We start from the raw sequence: 17,653 nt of genomic DNA on the forward strand, positions 1-17,653 counted from the left end.
GTGAATGAAATGAATCAGACGATGACGGTTCGGGAACAGGTGTCCGCACTTGCGGATGGTCATTTGCAGGGCGAGTCGTTCGCGCAGGCGATCGATGCAATCTGCGCCGACAGCGAGTCGCGCGCGGCCTGGCAGGCCTACCACGTGGTGGGGGATGTGCTGCGTTCGGGCTCTCATTCGCCGTGCAGCGACAGTTCGGCCTTCCTGGCGCGCTTCCAGCAACGGCTGGCCGCCGAGCCGGTGGTGCTCGCCCCCGTCGCGGCGCCGGTAGCCGCGCCTGTGGCGATTCCCGTGCAGCGCAGGGCCGAAGCGGCCAACGAGCCGGTATTCCGCTGGAAGCTGGTGGCCGGCGCGGCCTCGCTGATGGCGGTGGCCGCCATCGGCTGGACGCTGGTCGGCAACGGTGCGGCGATTCCGCAACCCGGCGCGCAAATCGCGTCGGTCCAGCAACAACAACAGCCGGCCGTCAACTCGGTGCTGGCCGCGGCGGCCCTGAGCGGTCCGCAGCAGCCCGCCGGCGCCACGCTGACGCCCACGCGCGTGATCGTCGGCAACGGCAGTCCGCAAGTCATGCTGCGCGACCCGCGGCTCGATCAACTGCTCGAAGCGCACCAGCAAGCCGGCGGCGCTTCGCAAATGCCTTCGGGCTTCCTGCGCAATGCCACTTTCGAAGGGCCCACGCGCTGACCGCGCGCGCCTAGCCGCCTGCCCGTAATGACCGTTCAGATGCCGATCTCCGCACGCGCCTGCGTGCTTGTGTTTGCTGCTTTCTGCCTTGCGCAGGTTTCCACCGCGCAGACTCGTTCAGGCGCGGCGAATGCGAAGAGCGCAACCGCGGCGCAGACGGACGAGCCGCCGGCAATGAGCGTCACCGAGTGGCTGCAGCGCATGCATGCGGGCGCCAGGCAGCGCAATTACGTGGGCACTTTCGTGGTGTCGGCGCCTGGCGGTGACCTGTCGAGCGCGCGCATCTGGCACGTGCGCGACGGCGATCACCAGATCGAGCGCATCGAGGCGCTGTCGGGGCCGCCGCGCTCGACCTTCCGGCGCAACCGCAACGTCATGACCTTCCTGCCGGAGGCGAAGGTCGTCAAGGTCGAGAAGCGCGAGAACCTCGATCTCTTCCCGAACCTGCCGGACAAGCCCGATTCGTCGATCGGCGATTTCTACGACGTGCGCGCGATCGGCAAGGACCGCGTGGCGGGCTTCGATGCCGACGTGGTGCAACTGGTGCCGCACGATGGGCTGCGCTTCGGCTACCGTGTCTGGAGCGAGCGCCGTTCGGGCCTCGTGGTGAAGCTGCAGACCGTCGACAGCGAATCGCGCGTGGTGGAGCAGTCGGCGTTCTCCGAACTGCAGCTCGACGCGCCCGTGAAGGCACAGGCGCTGGCGCAAATGATGGCCAACACCTCCGGCTATCGCATCGAGAAGCTCGAACTCGAGCGCTCCAGCGCGCAGGACGAGGGCTGGACCCTCAGCACGCCGGTGGCCGGCTTCAAGCCCCGCAGCTTCTTCCGTCGTCCGCCGAGCGGCGACAGCAACAACAACGGCGGCAAGCAGAAACAACAGGACGCGACCACGGTCCAGTGGACCTTCTCCGACGGGTTGGCTTCGGTGTCGCTCTTCATCGAGCGCTACGATGCCGCGCGCGCGCCCCGCGACGGCGTGCTGACCATCGGCGCGACCAACGCGATCCGCCGGCGCCTGCCCGAGCCCGCCAGCGACTGGTGGCTGACCGCGGTCGGCGAAGTGCCGCAACAGACACTCAACGCATTCGCCCAGAGCCTTGCCCGCACGCGCTGATTCGACGGATTCGCCGCGCATGCCGAGGGCCGGTTGCGCTGAACCAAGCCTGTGCGGCAGACTCATAGCACTTGTTTTTTAGCCGCTCTGCTCTTTTGAAAGAAAACCGATGATCTTCAAAGTCGAGGGACACAAGCTTCGTTCCGGTGTGCTGGCTTTCGCGCTTGCGCTCACGGCGGGCGCCACATTCCTGCCAGTGGAGCCCGTGCATGCGCAGACGCGCACGCTGCCCGATTTCACCGACCTGGTCGACCAGGTCGGCCCCTCCGTCGTCAACATCCGCACCGTCGAGAAGGTCACGCCGCGCGCAGGCAACGGCGAGATGGACGAGGAGATGCAGGAGTTCTTCCGCCGCTTCTTCGGTCAGCCGCTGCCGGGTGCGCCGCGCTCCGGCCCGCGCCCGAACCGGCCGCAGCAACCGCAGGAAGAAGAGCGTCCGCGCGGCGTCGGGTCAGGCTTCATCCTGACGGCCGACGGCTATGTGATGACCAACGCGCACGTGGTGGAAGACGCCTCCGAAGTGCTGGTCACGCTGCCCGACAAGCGCGAGTTCAAGGCCAAGATCGTGGGCGCCGACAAGCGCTCCGACGTCGCTGTAGTGAAGATCGAGGCCACGGGCCTGCCCGCCGTGAAGGTGGGTGATATTTCCAAGCTGCGTGTCGGCGAATGGGTCATGGCCATCGGCTCTCCCTTTGGCCTCGAGAACACGGTCACCGCGGGCATCGTGAGCGCAAAGCAGCGCGATACCGGCGAATACCTGCCGTTCATCCAGACCGACGTGGCCATCAACCCCGGCAACTCGGGCGGCCCGCTGATCAACATGCGCGGCGAGGTGGTCGGCATCAACAGCCAGATCTACTCGCGTTCGGGCGGCTTCATGGGCATCTCGTTCTCGATTCCGATCGACGAGGCGATTCGCGTGAGCGACCAGTTGCGTACCTCGGGTCGCGTGTCGCGCGGCCGGATCGGCGTGCAGATCGACCAGGTAACGAAGGACGTGGCCGAGGCCATCGGCCTTGGCAAGGCGCAAGGCGCGCTGGTGCGCGGCGTCGAGGCCGGGTCGCCGGGCGAGAAGGCCGGCGTGGAGCCGGGCGACGTCATCACCAAGTTCGACGGCAAGGCCATCGAAAAGCCGAGCGACCTGCCGCGCCTGGTGGGCAACACCAAGCCCGGCACGAAGAGCACGCTCACGGTGTTCCGCCGCGGCGCATTGCGCGACCTCAACGTGACCATTGCCGAGATCGAGCCCGACAAGCCCAGCAAGCGCGCGAGCGATCGCGACGAAACGCCGGCCAAGCCGCCGGCATCCGCTGCCGCCAAATCGCTCGGGCTCGCCGTGAGCGACCTCACCGATGTCCAGAAGAAGGAGCTCAAGCTCAAGGGCGGTGTGAAGGTCGATGCCGCCAGCGATGCCGCCGCGCGTGCGGGCCTGCGCGAGGGCGACATCATTCTGGCCGTGGGCAATTCGGACATCTCGAACGCACGCGAATTCGAGTCCGCCATTGGCAAAGCCGACAAGAGCAAGGCGCTCAGCGTGCTGTTCCGCCGCGGTGACTGGGCGCAATACGCCCTGATCCGCCCCGCACGCTGATCTGACGCTGGCGTCAAGTGGCCCCACCCGGCAGTCGGGTTTGGGGCCATTTTTTTGAGGTGTTTACGACGTTCTGGGGTCGTGCCTCAAAAAAATCTGCGGCCTCGAAAGCCTCAAAAATTGTTGGCACCTACTAACTTATAAAAAGGCTAAGGACGGATTTCGGTAGAATAGAGCACCCTCGACGGCCGGTCAGCGCATAAGGAGTGCCCTGACCTTCACGATGCGAGATGTCAGACAGCAGTCCACCGGTGCTCCACAGATCGCCCACAAGTTGTTCAGTAACTGCTCCACCGATCCTGTTGATAACCTGTTTATATCTTTGATGTTGTGGACCTGCAACGACCCCTTTGGAGCCTGTTCCCGGATGTACGTGCTTCCCTTTTTGCCTACAATGAAGTTCCAACTACTGCAGTTGCCATTGCTTGTTGGTTCAGGGCGCGTCTCCAGAAGACGCGCCCTTTTTTCTTGCCTGTCGCCCTCTGCGCGCGAGCCAATTCAAGTACTTAAGCGTTCCCGTTGATGAATCACATCAGAAATTTTTCGATCATTGCGCACATCGACCATGGCAAGTCGACACTCGCAGACCGTTTGATCCAGCGCTGCGGCGGCCTCGCGGAACGCGAGATGGAAGCGCAGGTGCTCGACTCGATGGACATCGAGAAAGAGCGTGGGATAACCATCAAGGCACAGACCGCCGCGCTGCACTACAAGGCACGCGACGGACAGGTCTACAACCTCAATCTGATCGACACGCCGGGCCACGTCGACTTCTCGTATGAAGTGAGTCGCTCGCTGTCCGCATGCGAAGGCGCGCTGCTCGTGGTCGACGCATCGCAAGGCGTCGAAGCGCAGACGGTGGCCAACTGCTACACCGCGCTCGACCTCGGCGTCGAAGTGGTGCCGGTGCTCAACAAGATCGACCTGCCCAACGCGGACCTCGAGAACGCGCGCACCGAAATCGAAGACGTGATCGGCATCGACGCGACCGACGCGATTCCGTGCTCCGCCAAGACCGGCGTCGGCATCGACGACATCCTCGAAGCCATCGTCGCGCGCATGCCCGCGCCACGCGGCAACCCCGACGGTCCGCTGCGCGCGATGATCGTCGACAGCTGGTTCGACCCGTACGTCGGCGTCGTCATGCTGGTGCGCGTGGTCGACGGCCGGCTCGTGAAGGGCGAGCGCATCAAGATGATGGCGTCGGGCGCGATGTACAACGCCGACAGCGTCGGCGTGTTCACGCCGGCCAACGAGCCGCGGCCCTCGCTCGAAGCGGGCGAGGTGGGCTACATCATCGCGGGCATCAAGGAACTGCAGGCCGCCAAGGTCGGCGACACGGTCACGCTGATCAGGCCGGGCACCGGCGGTGCCGCAGCCACGGCCACCGAAGCGCTCCCCGGCTTCAAGGAAATCCAGCCGCAGGTGTTCGCGGGCCTGTACCCGACCGAAGCCAGCGAGTACGACTCGCTGCGCGATGCGCTCGAAAAACTCAAGCTCAACGACTCCTCGCTGCGCTACGAACCCGAGGTGAGCCAGGCGCTCGGCTTCGGCTTCCGCTGCGGCTTCCTGGGCCTGCTGCACATGGAAATCGTGCAGGAACGGCTGGAGCGCGAGTTCGACCAGGACCTGATCACGACCGCGCCGAGCGTGGTCTACCAGGTGGTCAAGAACGACGGCGAGGTGATCATGGTCGAGAACCCGTCCAAGATGCCCGACGTCGGCCGCATGGCCGAAATCCGCGAACCGATCGTCACCGTGCACCTGTACATGCCGCAGGAATACGTCGGCTCCGTCATGACGCTGGCCAACCAGAAGCGCGGAGTGCAGATGAACATGGCCTATCACGGCCGCCAGGTCATGCTGACCTACGAGATGCCGCTCGGCGAAATCGTGCTCGACTTCTTCGACAAGCTGAAGTCGGTGAGCCGCGGCTACGCTTCCATGGACTACGAGTTCAAGGAGTACCGCGCGTCCGACGTGGTCAAGGTCGACATCCTGCTGAACGGAGACAAGGTCGACGCGCTGTCGATCATCGTGCACCGCAGCCAGTCGCAGTACCGCGGCCGGGCGGTGGTCTCGAAGATGCGCGAGATCATTTCGCGCCAGATGTACGACGTGGCGATCCAGGCCGCCATCGGGGTCACCATCATTGCGCGTGAGACAATCAAGGCCCTTCGCAAGAACGTGCTGGCCAAGTGCTACGGCGGCGACATTTCCCGCAAGAAGAAGCTGCTCGAGAAGCAGAAGGCCGGCAAGAAAAGAATGAAGCAGATCGGATCCGTCGAGGTCCCGCAAGAGGCCTTCCTCGCGATTCTGCAAGTCGAAGACTGATCAAAAAATGGCATTCATCACCTCCCTGGTACTCGCGATCTTCGCCGGCTACGTCGGTGCCTGGTATTTCGGCGCGATCGAAGGCAACTTCGCACTGCTGCTGTTCCTGGCGACGGTGGTCACCGGCCTCTACTGGCTGGCCGAACGCTTCTATTTCCTGCCGAAGCGCGAGCAGGCGGCCGCCAGGCTCGAGGCCTCGCTGGCCGAGCGCAACGAGCGGCTGGCAGGGCAGGGCATCAAGCAGGTCGATACCGCCGACGCCAAGGCGAGCGAACGCCTGCTGATGCAGCCCTGGTGGCTCGACTGGACCGCCGGCCTGTTTCCGGTGATCCTGGTGGTGTTCCTGCTGCGCTCGTTCCTGTACGAGCCCTTCAAGATTCCTTCGGGCTCGATGATGCCCACGCTGCTGACCGGCGACCTGATCCTGGTCAACAAGTTCACCTACGGCCTGCGCCTGCCGGTGATCAACACCAAGATCACCGACGGCACGCCGCTGGCGCGCGGCGACGTGGTGGTGTTCCGCTACCCGCCCAAGCCCAGCATGGACTACATCAAGCGCGTGGTCGGCGTGCCCGGCGACGAGGTGTCCTACCTGAACAAGAAGCTCATGATCAACGGCCAGCCGGTGTCCAAGGCACCGGACGCCGACTACCTCGACGGCGAGTCGATGCGCCTGCTCAAGCAGTTCACCGAGGACCTCGGCGGCAAGCAGCACAAGATCCTGAACGACGACGCCGCGCCCAATTTCGTGCCGGGTGCCAGCGACTTCCCGGGCCGCGAAAACTGCCGCTACTCGGTCGAAGGCGTGGTCTGCAAGGTGCCCGCCGGCCAGTATTTCATGATGGGCGACAACCGCGATAATTCGGCGGATTCGCGTTTCTGGGGCTTCGTCCCCGACCAGAACATCGTCGGCCGGGCGTTCTTCGTCTGGATGAATTTCGGCGACCTGGGACGCATCGGTCCGTTTCAATAAGCCGTCATCGGCATCGTTCGAGGGGTAAGAGGGCATGAGAACACATCGGTCTGTCGGTAGCAGGGCGTCGCGGCAGCGCGGCATTTCGTTCATCGGCCTGGTGTTCGTCGCGGTGGTGCTTGCCTGCGTGGGCGTGGTCATCGCGCAGGTCATTCCGACGCTGATCGAGTGGCAGGCGATCGACAAGGCCGCCAACAAGGCCAAGGAAGGCACGACCGTGCCTGAAGTGCGCGCCATCTTCGACCGCGCGCAGGCCATCGACGACTTCAAGTCGGTCAGCGGCAAGGACCTGGACATCAAGAAGGTCGGCGACAAGGTGGTCGTCTCGTATGCCTACGAGCGCGAGATCCCCCTGTTCGGCCCGGCCTACCTGACGCTCAAGTACAAAGGCGAGACCCGCTGAACGCGGCGCTTAAAAAGGTGGACGGCAGCCTCGTCGCGCTGCAGGCGCGTCTCCAGCACACCTTCTCCGATCAGCGGCTGCTCCAGCTCGCGCTCACGCACCGCAGTTTCTCGGCCGACCACAACGAGCGCCTCGAGTTTCTCGGCGACTCGGTGCTGAATCTCGCGGTTTCCCACCTTCTCTATATCCGTCTTTCGGCGCTGCCCGAGGGCGACCTGTCGCGCGTGCGCGCCAACCTCGTCAAGCAGGACACCCTGCACCGCCTGGCGGTGGGGCTGGCGCTGTCGCCGCTGCTCAAGCTCGGCGAAGGCGAGGCCCGTTCCGGCGGCCCCAACCGTCCGTCGATCCTGGCCGATGCGCTCGAGGCGCTGATCGGCGCGGTCTACCTCGATGCCGGTTTCGCGGCTGCCCAGGCGCTGGTGCACCGGCTCTACGAGGCGGTCGAGATCAACCCGCGCATGGAAGCGGCGGCGAAAGATCCCAAGACCGAATTGCAGGAATGGCTGCAGGGTCACAAAATGAAGCTGCCGGTGTACCGCGTGGCCGCCACACTGGGCGCGGCGCACAAGCAGACTTTCGATGTCGAGTGCGAAGTGCCCGAGTTGGGTCTTCGCGAACGCGGCATCGGCGGCTCGCGCCGCGCCGGCGAGCAGGCTGCCGCGGCCGCCATGTTGATCCGGCTCAAGGCACGCGGCGCCGCGTGAAATCACAATGAACGATGCTATCAATCCCGTAGCGGGACCCGAAGACCCCGCAGGCGATGCGCCTGCAACCGGGCCGCAGCACTGCGGCCTCATCGCCATCGTCGGCAAGCCCAACGTGGGCAAGTCGACGCTGCTCAATGCGCTGGTCGGCCAGAAGATCAGCATCACCTCGCGCAAGGCCCAGACCACGCGCCACCGCATCACCGGCATGCGCACCCTGGGCGCCACGCAGTTCGTGTTCGTCGACACGCCGGGCTTCCAGACCCTGCATGCCAACGCGCTGAACAAGTCGCTCAACAAGACCGTGCAGGGCGCGGTCGGCGACGTGGACCTGATTCTTTTCGTGGTCGAGGCGGGCAGCTTCACGCCGGCCGACGAGCGCGTGCTCAAGCTGCTCGGCAAGGGCATCCCGACGGTGCTGCTGGCCAACAAGCTGGACAACGTGCACCGCCGCGGCGACATCGCGCCCTGGCTGCAGACCATGCAGGAGAAGCACAGCTTCGCCGAGTTCGTGCCGATGTCGGCCAAGAACGCCAAGGACGTCGAGCGCCTGTTCGACATCTGCAAGAAGTACCTGCCCGAGCAGCCCTGGTTCTACGACGAGGACGAGCTCACCGACCGCAGCGAGAAATTCCTCGCGGGCGAACTGGTGCGCGAAAAACTGTTCCGCCTCACCGGCGACGAGCTGCCCTACACCTCGACCGTCATCATCGACAAGTTCGAGGAAGAGCCGCCCCAGAAGAAGGGCCAGAAGCGGCTGCTGCGCATTGCGGCCACCATCGTGGTCGAGCGCGACGGCCACAAGGCCATGGTGATCGGCGACAAGGGCGAGCGCATCAAGCGCATCGGCATGGAAACCCGTGTCGAGCTCGAGAAGCTGGCCGATGCCAAGGTGTTCCTCGAACTGTGGGTCAAGGTGCGCTCCGGTTGGGCCGACGACGAGGCGCGCGTGCGCTCCTTCGGCTACGAATAACAAACAGGCAAACCCCCAGGCTCGCTCGCTTCGCGTAGCCGCCAACCCCCTTGCAGGGGGCAGCGCCAGTGGCCCGGCCAAGCCGGTTCCGCGGCGTTTGCCGGCCTCAAGCCTCGTTGCTCCATAGCGCACTGACATGGCCACCCACCGCGTTTCGCACGAACCGGCTTATGTGCTCCACCGCTACGACTGGAGCGAGTCGAGCCTGATCCTCGAGGTCTTCACCCGGCACCACGGGCGCATCGCGCTGGTGGCCAAGGGGGCGAAGCGGCCGAGTTCCAATTTCCGGCCGGTGCTGCTGCCGCTGCAGCCGCTGCAGCTCAACTACGGCGGCGACGCCGAGATCCGCACGCTCAAGGGCGCCGAGTGGATGGGCGGCCACGTCATGCCGACCGGCGAGGCGCTGCTGTCGGGCTACTACGTCAACGAACTGCTGCTGCGCCTGCTGGCCCGCGACGACGCCCACGAAGCGCTGTTCGACGCCTATGCCGGCGTGGTGCAGGTGCTGGCGGGCGAGCATGCCGGCGCCCAGGCGGCCACCCATGCCGCCGCGCTGCGGGCCTTCGAACTGCTGCTGCTGCGCGGAGTCGGGCTGCTGCCGTCGCTCGAGGTCCAGACCCTGACGCTGGAGCCGCTGGCGGCCGATGTCCGCTACAGCCTCGTGCCCGAAGCCGGCCTGCGCCAGGCCACCGGCAAGGAGGCCGCGCTGACGGGCGCCGACTGGCAGGCGCTGCAGTCGGTGCTCGACGACCGGGCCCCCTTCACCGCCACGCTGCGCGAAGTGGCCACCATGAATGCCGGCAGCAACAGCGCCCTGCGGAACCAGCTGCGCGCCTTGCTCAACTACCATTGCGGCGTGTCCACGCTGCGTACGCGGCAAATGATGAGAGATCTGCAAGCACTATGAGCACCTCAGGCAACGTCACCTCGCTGTCCGTCAACCTCAACAAGGTGGCCCTGGTCCGCAACACGCGCCACCTGGGCATTCCGAGCGTGGTCAAGGCCGCGCAGGCCTGCCTGGCCGCCGGCGCGCAGGGCATCACCGTGCACCCCCGGCCCGACGCCCGCCACATCCGCGCGCACGACGTGAGCGACCTGTCCGAACTGCTCGCCAAGGACTGGCCGGCCATCGAGTTCAACATCGAAGGCAACCCGTTTCAGAACCTGATGGACTTCGTGCGCGCGCTGAAGCCGCACCAGGCCACCTTCGTGCCCGACAGCGAAACCCAGTCGACCAGCGACCACGGCTGGACCTTCCCCGACGACGCCGAGCGCCTGCGCCCGCTGATCGCCGAGGCCAAGGCGCTGGGCGTGCGCGTCAGCCTGTTCATGGACCCGATTCCCGAGATGATGGCCGCCGTCAAGGCTGTGGGCGCCGACCGCGTCGAGCTCTACACCGAAGGCTATGCCGCCTCGCGCGGCACGCCCGACGAGCAGGCCGTGCTCCAGCGCTATGCGGACACCGCCCGCGCGGCCCATGCCGCCGGCCTGGGCATCAACGCCGGCCACGACCTGAGCCGCGACAACCTGACGGCCTTTCTGCGCGCGGTGCCCAACGTGCTGGAGGTGTCGATCGGCCATGCCTTCGTGGCCGACGCCCTTGAACTCGGCTACGCCGCCGCCACCCGCGACTACCTGCGCTGCATCAGCGAGGCGCAGCAATGAGCGCCGGCGCCGAATGATCTACGGCATCGGCACCGACATCTGCGACCTGCGGCGCATCACCGCGACCTTCGAGCGCCAGGGCGAACGCTTCGCCCGCAAGGTGCTGAGCGACGCCGAGTTCGCGGTCTGGAAGGCACGCAGCGCGCGCTGGCCCAAGCGCGGCATCAGCTACCTCGCGACCCGCTTTTCCGCCAAGGAGGCCTTCAGCAAGGCGATCGGCATGGGCATGCGCATGCCGATGAGCTGGCGCCTGTGCGAGATCGCCAACCTGCCCAGCGGCAAGCCCGTCATCGTGCTGCACGGCGGCCTGAAGGACTGGTTCGAGGCCCAAGGCCTCACGGCCCATGTGACCGTGACCGACGAAAACGAATACGCCGCGAGCTTCGTGGTGGTGGAGAAGGTATGACCCCCGAGCTTGCTGCTCGCCCGCATGCGCCGCTGATCATCGACGTGGCCGCGACCGAACTCAACGCGGCCGACCGCCGGCGCCTGGCCAACCCGCTGGTCGGCGGCGTGATCCATTTCGCCCGCAACTGGCGGGACCGGGCGCAGATGACCGCGCTCAACGCCGAGATCAAGGCGATCCGCCCGGACCTGCTGATCTGCGTCGACCACGAAGGCGGCCGGGTGCAGCGCTTTCGCACCGACGGCTTCACGCGCCTGCCGTCGATGCGCGCCTTGGGCGAGCTGTGGATGCGCGACGCCATGCGCGCCACGCAGGCCGCGACGGCGGCCGGCCAGGTGCTCGCGGCCGAGCTGCGTGCCTGCGGCGTCGACTTCAGCTTCGCGCCGGTGCTCGACCTGGACCACGGCGGCAGCGGCGTCATCGGCGACCGCAGTTTCCACCGCGACCCGCGCGTGGTGGCGCTGCTGGCCAAGAGCGTCATGCACGGCATGTTGCAAAAGGGCATGCGCAACTGCGGCAAGCATTTTCCGGGGCACGGTTTCGTCACCGCCGATTCGCATGTCGAGATCCCGGTCGACAAGCGCAGCCTCAAGGACATCCTGAACGACGACGCCCGGCCTTACGACTGGCTGGCCGGCACGCTCACGGCCGTGATGCCGGCGCACGTGATCTATCCGAAGGTCGACAAGCGGCCGGCGGGGTTCTCGTCGAAATGGCTCAAGGCGGTGCTGCGCCAGCGCTTCGCCTTCGACGGCGCTGTCTTCAGCGACGACCTGAGCATGGAAGCAGGGCGCTACATCGACGGCGAACTGCTGAGCTACACGGATGCCGCATTGGCGGCGCTGGCGGCGGGCTGCGACCTGGCCCTGCTGTGCAACCAGAGCATCGGCGACGGGCAGTTGCTCGACCAGTTCCTCGAAGGCTTGGACGCGGCTTCGCGCAACGGGCAATGGCAGCCCGATGCGGCAAGCGAGGTGCGCAGGCTCGCGCTGCTGCCGCAAGAGGCCGCGCCCGACTGGGACACGCTTTCCGCGTCGCGCACTTACCGCGACGCGCTGCGCTTGCTGGCGGCCGTCTGAGCTGAGCGCTCTTTGCCTCAGGCGGCCGGGGGGCGCCAGAGCCGTTCCCCGCCCGTTTCCAGATGGGTCAGGTACAGCCGCAGGTCGAATTCGAGCTGCTGATACTCCGGCTCCATGTGCATGCACAGCGCATAGAAGGCCTTGTCGTGCTCGCGCTCCTTCATGTGCGCGAGTTCATGCACGACGATCATGCGCAGCCAGGGCAGCGGTACGTCCTTGAACAGGCTGGCCACGCGGATCTCGCGCTTGGCCTTCAGCTTGCCGCCCTGCACGCGCGAGACCGTGGTGTGCGTGCCCAGCGCATTGCGGATTACGTGCAGCTTGCTGTCGAACATTACTTTGGACAGCGGCTCGGCCTTGCGCATGAAGTCGCTCTTGAGCTCGTTCACGTAGGTGTAGAGCGCGCGGTCGGTCTGGATGTCGTGCGAGCCTTCGGGGTAGCGCTTGAGCAGCAGCCCGCCGAGCCTGTCGTCGGCCATCAACTGGCGGACTTGGTCCAGCAAGGGTGCCGGATAGCCCGCCAGGTACTTCATCAGCGCGCCGCGCGTGCGGTTCGCGCCACGCAGGCCAGGCCGGTGGCGACGCCGCCGAACAGGTCGCCCTCGACCAGGTTCACGCCCGCGAAGCTCTTGCGCAGTGCGTGCTGGAACGGGCGCAGGGCCGACGAACCGCCGGTCAGGTAGATCGCGTCGAGGTCGCCGCTGCGAAGGCCGGCGCGCTTGACGCAGGCGTGGGCGCAGGCGATCACGTTCTCGAGCGGGCCGGCCAACTGCTGCGCCATGTCGGCGGGCGACAGCGACGCCACCAGGCCGCGCTCGGCGCAATCGAGGTCGATGGCCGTCTCGGCGTCGGTCACCGAGGCGTCGATCTTGGCCGCTTCCACCGCGCTCGCGATGCGGTGGCCGTGCCGCTCTTCCAGCACGTTCATGAGCCGGTCGTGCAGCCGCGTGTCGCTGTAGCTGGTGCGCAGTTCCTTTGCCTGGCGCACCGCCTTGGCGGCATAGAGCCAGTTGATCAGGTGCCAGGACGACAGCTCGAAGAACACCTTGCTCGGCACCTCGCGCCCCTGCGGGCCGTGGTGGCGAAAGCCGAAGTGCGGCATCACGCGCTCGAGGTTCAGGCGCTGGTCGAAGTCGGTGCCGCCGATGTGCACGCCGCTGGTGGCCAGCACGTCGTCGCTGCGGTCCTCGCGCGCCGCGCGGTCGGGGCCGACGCGCACCACGGTGAAGTCGGAGGTGCCGCCGCCGATGTCGACGATGAGCACGATCGATTCCTTGGCAATGCGCTGCTCGTAGTCGAAGGCCGCGGCGATCGGCTCGAGCTGGAAGGCGATCTCGCGGAAGCCCGCGGCGCGCGCCGCGACACGCAGGCTTTCCTCGGCGCGCTCGTCGCGCTTCGGATCGTCGTCCACGAAGTGCACGGGCCGGCCGATCACGACGCGCTCGGGCAACTGGCCCAGCTCACGGCCGGCACGCACGGCCAGCTCGCGCAGGAAGCGCGCGATGATGTCCTCGAAGCTCACGAGGCCGTCGTAGATGGCGGTCTTCTCCTGCATCAGCGCACTGCCGAGCAGGCTCTTGAGCGAGCGCATCAGGCGGCCTTCGGTGCCCGAGAGGTATTGCGCGATGGCGTCGCGGCCGAAGTGCGTCGTGCGGTCTTCCGAGTTGAAGAAGATCGCGGTCGGGAGCGTGGTGGCGGCGCCTTCGATGGGCAGCAGGCGGGCGGCGCCGTCGACCCGGCAGGCCACGGCGGAGTTGGAGGTGCCGAAGTCGATGCCGATCGTCGGCAGCGACGACGGTGACGACACGCTCAAGATTCCCTGCGCAGGGCGGGGAACAGGATCACGTCGCGGATGCTCGGCGAATCGGTCAGCAGCATCATCAGCCGGTCGATGCCGATGCCGCAGCCGCCGGTGGGCGGCATGCCGTATTCGAGCGCGCGCACGAAGTCGTGGTCGTAGTACATGGCTTCGTCGTCGCCGCCATCCTTGGCCGCGACCTGCGCGTTGAAGCGCGCTGCCTGGTCCTCGGCATCGTTCAGCTCGCTGAAGCCGTTGCCGAATTCGCGGCCGGTGATGTACAGCTCGAAGCGCTCGGTGACTTCGGGGCGCTCGTCGTTGGCGCGCGCCAGCGGCGAGATCTCGGTCGGGTGCTCCATGATGAAGGTCGGCTGCCAGAGCTTCTCTTCGACGGTTTCCTCGAAGTACATCACCTGCAGGCTGGCCAGGCTGCGCTGCGAGAGCTTGTCCTTTTCTTCGCTCAGGCCGATCTTGCGCAGGGCGGCGATGAGCCAGGCGGTGTCGTCCACGCCCTGCGCCACGCCTTCGGCATCGGTGTACTTCAGGATCGCTTCGCGGATCGTCAGGCGCTCGAAGGGCTGGGTCAGGTCGACCGGCTTGCCGCCATAGGTGAGCTGCTGCGTGCCCACCGCCTTGTCGGCGATGGTGCGGATCAGCGTCTCGGTGAAGTCCATCAGGTCGCGGTAGTTCCAGTAGGCCGCGTAGAACTCCATCATCGTGAACTCGGGGTTGTGCCGCACCGAGATGCCCTCGTTGCGGTAGCTCCGGTTGATTTCGAACACGCGCTCGAAGCCGCCGACGATCAGGCGCTTGAGGTAGAGCTCGGGCGCGATGCGCAGGAACATTTCCTGGTCGAGCGCGTTGTGATGCGTCTTGAACGGCTTGGCGTTGGCGCCGCCGGGAATGGGGTGGAGCATGGGCGTTTCGACTTCGAGGAAGTCGTTGGCCACCATGAACTCGCGCAGCGCGCTCACGGCCTTGCTGCGCGCGGTGAAGCGCACGCGTGCCGATTCGTCTGTGATCAGGTCGACGTAGCGTTGGCGGTACTTCTGCTCCTGGTCGGCCATGCCGTGGAACTTGTCGGGCAGCGGGCGCAGGCTCTTGGTAAGCAGGCGCAGTTGCGTGACCTTGATCGACAGCTCGCCGGTCTTGGTCTTCATCAGCGTGCCTTCGGCGCCGACGATGTCGCCCAAGTCCCAGCGCTTGAATTCGGCATACGCCTCTTCGCCCACCGCGTCGCGCGTGACGTAGAGCTGGATGCGGCTGGTGGCGTCCTGCAGCGTCGCGAAGCTGGCCTTGCCCATGACGCGCTTGAGCATCATCCGGCCCGCCACGCTCACGGCAACGGCTTGTGCCTCGAGGGCTTCGGCTTCGGTGGCGCCATGTGCCTCGACGAGTGCCGCGGCGCGGTGGCCAGGCTTGAAGTCGTTAGGGAACGCAACGCCTTTGCCCTCGACCTGCGCGGTGCGCAGCAGCTTGAGTTTTTCGCGGCGTTCGGCGATGAGCTGGTTTTCGTCGACGGCGGGCGTGGGAGGCGTAGGGGTCTTTTGATCGGACATGGGGGGCGGATGGCGCGCAACCGGGAGCGTGCGCGGGGCTGGCATTTTAGCCCATCGGGTTTGAACGGAGACCGCGCCCGAGTGCCCGTCAATCCTGCATAAAGCGCTACAAAAAATATAGCTGCCAGATGCGGTGTCTGTTCAGCGGCGCCTATTCGGCGATGCCCGTGCGCGCCAGCAGGTCGCTCACCAGCTCCAGCCGCATCAGCGGACTGTCCAACTCCATCAGCCGCTGCCGCAGCTCCAGCTGCATCGGCACCAGCTCGCACCAGCGGTTGGCGACCCAGCCGCAGTCGTCGAGCCGGTAGGGTGCGCTGATGGGCAGCCGCACCGATTCGCCTTGCGCACGGCGCCGTTCCTCGAGGGTGTCGAGCAGGCGCCGCAGCGCGGTAGAGGTGTGCTTGAGGTCGTCGGGGATCTCGAGCGCGACATCGTCGTTCACCGCCTCGACCTCGGCCACCCACAGCCCGTGCTTCTGCAGTTCGGTATGGCGTACGCGAAAGCGCTGCGTGCCGATGCATTCGATCTGCAGCAGGCCGCTTTGCGGCGACTCGAACTCGCGGATCATGGCCAGCGTGCCGATGCCGGCAAAGCTCTCGGTGTCGGCGCCGGCCTTGCGCACTTCGCTGCCGCTGGTGAGGCTCACCACGCCGAAGGGTGCGTCGGCCTTGCGGCACTTGCCGATCATGTCGAGATAGCGCACCTCGAAGATGCGCAGCGGCAGCAGGCCGCCCGGAAAAAGAACCGTGCCGAGCGGGAACAATGGCAGTGAATGCAAAAGGGGTTGTGTCGTCATCGAAGGACCTTGCGTGGCTATCATCGCATTCCGCTCACGGCTGCGTCCCATGCTCTATCAGATTCCCTCGTTCCTTCTCGACGTGATCGTCGGCCTGCTCGGCGGCGCCTGCCTGCTGCGCCTGTACATGCAGTACCACCGCGTGCCTTTCGGCAATCCGCTCGGGCGCTTCATCTTCGCCATCACCGACTGGATCGTGCTGCCGCTGCGGCGCATCGTGCCTTCCGTGAAGCGCTGGGACCTGGCGAGCCTGATCGCTGCGTGGCTGCTGGTGCTGGTGAAGTTCCTGCTGCTCTGGTTGCTGATCGGCAACCTCGGGCGGCTCGCGACCTTGCCGCTGGTGTCCCTGGTGGGGCTGATGCAGCTGGCGGTCTCGGGGCTGACGGCGCTGCTGGTGGTCTATGCCGTGCTGTCGTGGATTCCGGGCGCGTCGCCGATGCTGCTCGACCTGATCTCCCGCCTGGCCGAGCCGCTGGTGCGGCCGTTCCGGCGCTTCATTCCGCTGATCGGCGGCATCGACCTGTCGCCGCTGGCCGCCATCGTGGTGCTGCAGGTGATCGCCATCGTGCTGAGCAACCTGTTGGTGCTAGCCTATCAACTGACGTTCTGAGCAAACCCGACGAAAAAAGGGCCCGGGTGCATTGCACCCGGGCCCTTTTCTTTTGGACGCTTGATTTTTTCAGCTGACCGCGTCGGCCGGCTGGCGCAGCAGCATGGCCAGCGTGCTGGCAATGGTCTTGCGCAGTTCGCGGCGGTCGCTGATGAAGTCGATCGCGCCCTTGGTCTGCAGGAACTCGGCGCGCTGGAAGCCTTCAGGCAGCGTCACGCGCACGGTCGATTCGATCACGCGCGGGCCGGCAAAGCCGATCAGCGCCTTGGGCTCGGCAATGACTACGTCGCCCACGAAAGCGAAACCGGCGGACACGCCGCCCATGGTCGGGTCGGTCAGCACGCTGATGTAGGGCAGGCCCTTCTTCGCCAGGCGCGTGAGCGCGGCGTTGGTCTTGGCCATCTGCATCAGCGAGAGCAGGCCTTCCTGCATGCGCGCGCCGCCGGTGGCGGTGAAGCAGATGAAGGGCACCTTCTGCTCGATGGCGGTCTCGACGCCGCGCACGAAGCGCTCGCCGACCACGCTGCCCATGGAGCCGCCCATGAATTCGAACTCGAAGCAGGCCACGACCACGCTGATGCTGTGGACCGAGCCGCCGAGCACGACCAGCGCGTCGGTCTCGCCGGTGTTCTCCAGGGCTTCCTTCAGGCGCTCGGGGTACTTGCGGCTGTCCTTGAACTTCAGGGCGTCGACCGGCAGCACTTCCTGGCCGACTTCGTAGCGGCCCTCGGCATCGAGGAACGCGTCCAGGCGCGCGCGGGCGCCGATGCGGTGGTGGTGGCTGCAGCTGGGGCAGACATTCTGGTTGTGCTCGAGGTCGGTCTTGTACAGAACGGTCTCGCAGGCGGGGCATTTGATCCACAGGCCCTCGGGCACCTGGCGGCGCTCGGACGGGTCGGTTTGCGCGATCTTGGCGGGTAGCAGTTTTTCAAGCCAGCTCATAAGGGGCTCCTTGTGTT

General features: G+C 66.1%; 18 protein-coding genes. 13 read left to right on the forward strand and 5 right to left on the reverse strand.

Going from position 1 to position 17,653, the window contains the following annotated elements; all coding sequences use genetic code 11:
• Nucleotides 1-9: 9 nt before the first annotated feature.
• From L3V85_RS10360 to nagZ, 12 genes are all read left to right on the forward strand, one after another.
• Nucleotides 10-687: a sigma-E factor negative regulatory protein gene (locus L3V85_RS10360; protein WP_237679218.1), complete on the forward strand. Its 678-nt coding sequence runs from the start codon at nt 10-12 to the stop codon at nt 685-687.
• A 27-nt stretch (nt 688-714) separates the two neighbouring features.
• A complete protein-coding gene (locus L3V85_RS10365) occupies nt 715-1,803 on the forward strand; it encodes a MucB/RseB C-terminal domain-containing protein (RefSeq protein ID WP_414080204.1) in 1,089 nt (362 codons plus the stop codon).
• A gap of 109 nt (nt 1,804-1,912) precedes the next feature.
• Nucleotides 1,913-3,394, forward strand: coding sequence for a DegQ family serine endoprotease (locus tag L3V85_RS10370; protein ID WP_237679220.1), 1,482 nt, complete (start codon nt 1,913-1,915; stop codon nt 3,392-3,394).
• Between the two features lie 522 nt (nt 3,395-3,916).
• Nucleotides 3,917-5,728 carry a translation elongation factor 4 gene (lepA, locus tag L3V85_RS10375; protein ID WP_081271196.1) on the forward strand — a complete coding sequence of 604 codons (1,812 nt, stop codon included), beginning with the start codon at nt 3,917-3,919 and terminating at the stop codon, nt 5,726-5,728.
• 7 nt (nt 5,729-5,735) lie between these two features.
• Nucleotides 5,736-6,701, forward strand: coding sequence for a signal peptidase I (gene lepB, locus L3V85_RS10380; RefSeq protein WP_237679221.1), 966 nt, complete (start codon nt 5,736-5,738; stop codon nt 6,699-6,701).
• Between the two features lie 34 nt (nt 6,702-6,735).
• The gene (locus tag L3V85_RS10385; protein WP_237679222.1) at nt 6,736-7,104 is read left to right on the forward strand and encodes a DUF4845 domain-containing protein; all 369 of its coding nucleotides are present in this window, start codon (nt 6,736-6,738) and stop codon (nt 7,102-7,104) included.
• A gap of 17 nt (nt 7,105-7,121) precedes the next feature.
• A complete protein-coding gene (gene rnc, locus L3V85_RS10390) occupies nt 7,122-7,808 on the forward strand; it encodes a ribonuclease III (RefSeq protein ID WP_237679223.1) in 687 nt (228 codons plus the stop codon).
• A 7-nt stretch (nt 7,809-7,815) separates the two neighbouring features.
• Nucleotides 7,816-8,781, forward strand: coding sequence for a GTPase Era (gene era / locus L3V85_RS10395; RefSeq protein WP_237679224.1), 966 nt, complete (start codon nt 7,816-7,818; stop codon nt 8,779-8,781).
• A gap of 136 nt (nt 8,782-8,917) precedes the next feature.
• On the forward strand, nt 8,918-9,688 hold the full coding sequence (gene recO, locus L3V85_RS10400; protein ID WP_237679225.1) for a DNA repair protein RecO: 771 nt from the start codon (nt 8,918-8,920) through the stop codon (nt 9,686-9,688).
• Nucleotides 9,685-10,446 (forward strand): pyridoxine 5'-phosphate synthase, encoded by a 762-nt coding sequence (locus tag L3V85_RS10405; RefSeq protein ID WP_237679226.1) that lies wholly within the window; start codon nt 9,685-9,687, stop codon nt 10,444-10,446. Before recO ends, L3V85_RS10405 begins: the two co-directional genes overlap by 4 nt.
• A gap of 13 nt (nt 10,447-10,459) precedes the next feature.
• Nucleotides 10,460-10,852 (forward strand): holo-ACP synthase, encoded by a 393-nt coding sequence (gene acpS, locus L3V85_RS10410; RefSeq protein WP_081271189.1) that lies wholly within the window; start codon nt 10,460-10,462, stop codon nt 10,850-10,852.
• Nucleotides 10,849-11,931 (forward strand): beta-N-acetylhexosaminidase, encoded by a 1,083-nt coding sequence (nagZ, locus tag L3V85_RS10415; protein ID WP_237679227.1) that lies wholly within the window; start codon nt 10,849-10,851, stop codon nt 11,929-11,931. Before acpS ends, nagZ begins: the two co-directional genes overlap by 4 nt.
• A 17-nt stretch (nt 11,932-11,948) precedes the next feature.
• Here nagZ and L3V85_RS10420 read toward each other — a convergent pair whose 3' ends face one another.
• The 4 genes from L3V85_RS10420 to L3V85_RS10435 form a co-directional block, all read right to left on the reverse strand.
• Nucleotides 11,949-12,464 carry a YgjP-like metallopeptidase domain-containing protein gene (locus tag L3V85_RS10420; protein ID WP_237679228.1) on the reverse strand — a complete coding sequence of 172 codons (516 nt, stop codon included), beginning with the start codon at nt 12,462-12,464 and terminating at the stop codon, nt 11,949-11,951.
• Nucleotides 12,464-13,738 carry an Hsp70 family protein gene (locus L3V85_RS10425; protein WP_237679229.1) on the reverse strand — a complete coding sequence of 425 codons (1,275 nt, stop codon included), beginning with the start codon at nt 13,736-13,738 and terminating at the stop codon, nt 12,464-12,466. The genes L3V85_RS10420 and L3V85_RS10425 overlap by 1 nt, the downstream gene beginning before the upstream one ends.
• A 2-nt stretch (nt 13,739-13,740) precedes the next feature.
• Nucleotides 13,741-15,288: a lysine--tRNA ligase gene (gene lysS / locus L3V85_RS10430; protein ID WP_237679230.1), complete on the reverse strand. Its 1,548-nt coding sequence runs from the start codon at nt 15,286-15,288 to the stop codon at nt 13,741-13,743.
• Nucleotides 15,289-15,439: 151 nt separating this feature from the next.
• Nucleotides 15,440-16,084, reverse strand: coding sequence for an LON peptidase substrate-binding domain-containing protein (locus L3V85_RS10435; RefSeq protein WP_237679231.1), 645 nt, complete (start codon nt 16,082-16,084; stop codon nt 15,440-15,442).
• 49 nt (nt 16,085-16,133) lie between these two features.
• Between L3V85_RS10435 and L3V85_RS10440 the strand changes: the two genes are divergently transcribed.
• A complete protein-coding gene (locus L3V85_RS10440) occupies nt 16,134-16,694 on the forward strand; it encodes a YggT family protein (protein ID WP_237680539.1) in 561 nt (186 codons plus the stop codon).
• Between the two features lie 69 nt (nt 16,695-16,763).
• On the opposite strand, the gene accD is transcribed toward L3V85_RS10440, so the two are convergent.
• The gene (gene accD, locus L3V85_RS10445) at nt 16,764-17,636 is read right to left on the reverse strand and encodes an acetyl-CoA carboxylase, carboxyltransferase subunit beta (protein WP_108137867.1); all 873 of its coding nucleotides are present in this window, start codon (nt 17,634-17,636) and stop codon (nt 16,764-16,766) included.
• Nucleotides 17,637-17,653: the final 17 nt, after the last annotated feature.

This window comes from Variovorax paradoxus, from assembly GCF_022009635.1.
In the GTDB taxonomy this organism is placed as follows: Bacteria; Pseudomonadota; Gammaproteobacteria; order Burkholderiales; family Burkholderiaceae_C; genus Variovorax.